Genomic DNA, 704 nt, shown 5'->3' with positions numbered 1-704 from the left:
AGTCATCCACGGACATCTCGCCGGGCATCGAGAACCACAGATCCAGCGCATCCTGCTTGGCCCTCTTGTCGTACATTCGAACTCCCTTCCGGACACCTGGGTGTCCAACTTGGAGTCCGCACCCCCCCCGAGGGTGCGAATGACTCGGAACTGAAGGCATGCAAATCGGCTCCAATTCGCTGACCAGGCATTTCTCGATAGCTTTTCGGAACGCGGGTCTTCATCGGCGGGATTGGACGCTTATAACTCGAGATCTCGTGCATTTTCGGGGTGCTTCGGCGACTGAGCGGGGCGCCAGCGTTAGCGAACCTCTGCCAAATAGGCGTTGGCGCTGCGGGGGAACTCGCGCTTGAAGGCCTCCCTCAGCAGGCGCTTGCCGGCAGCGCCCGGCGGCAGGGGAGAGCGGCTCTTCTCGAAGCCGTCCTCGACGAGGAACCAACCCTCTCCATCGCGCTCGAGGATGAGGGAGCGGTCCTTCTTGAACGTCGCCAGAGTGAGCGACTTCAGCCCCTTGTCAGCCGGGGCGTTGAAGAACTTGGCTTGGGCCTGCTTCACGGGAACGAGCTTCATAGCGACCTCCTCGTATATTGTTTTCGCCACTTCTCGCGCAGTGGCCGCGCTCTTTACCTTCCTTTTCAAATATGGGATAAAGGGCGAGTAGAGGGCGGAGGGCGCAGAACGACCTCCTGGGATTTGGCCTTGGA

1 protein-coding gene is annotated in these 704 nt (G+C 60.2%); it reads right to left on the bottom strand.

Translation table 11 applies throughout. From position 1 onward, the window contains the following. Positions 1-300: 300 nt before the first annotated feature. Positions 301-570, bottom strand: coding sequence for a hypothetical protein (locus tag GO707_RS11845; protein ID WP_114539678.1), 270 nt, complete (start codon positions 568-570; stop codon positions 301-303). Positions 571-704 lie beyond the last annotated feature (134 nt).

The sequence above is a fragment of the Adlercreutzia rubneri genome (assembly GCF_009755265.1).
Taxonomy (GTDB): Bacteria; Actinomycetota; Coriobacteriia; order Coriobacteriales; family Eggerthellaceae; genus Adlercreutzia; species Adlercreutzia rubneri.
The sequence above is the reverse complement of the archived record's forward strand: the minus strand, read 5'-3'. Positions and strand labels throughout refer to the sequence as shown.

What these genes read in the sequence shown, in the direction of transcription:
- GO707_RS11845 (WP_114539678.1), bottom strand. Translation starts at nt 570, where the DNA reads ATGAAGCTCGTTCCCGTGAAGCAGGCCCAAGCCAAGTTCTTCAACGCC.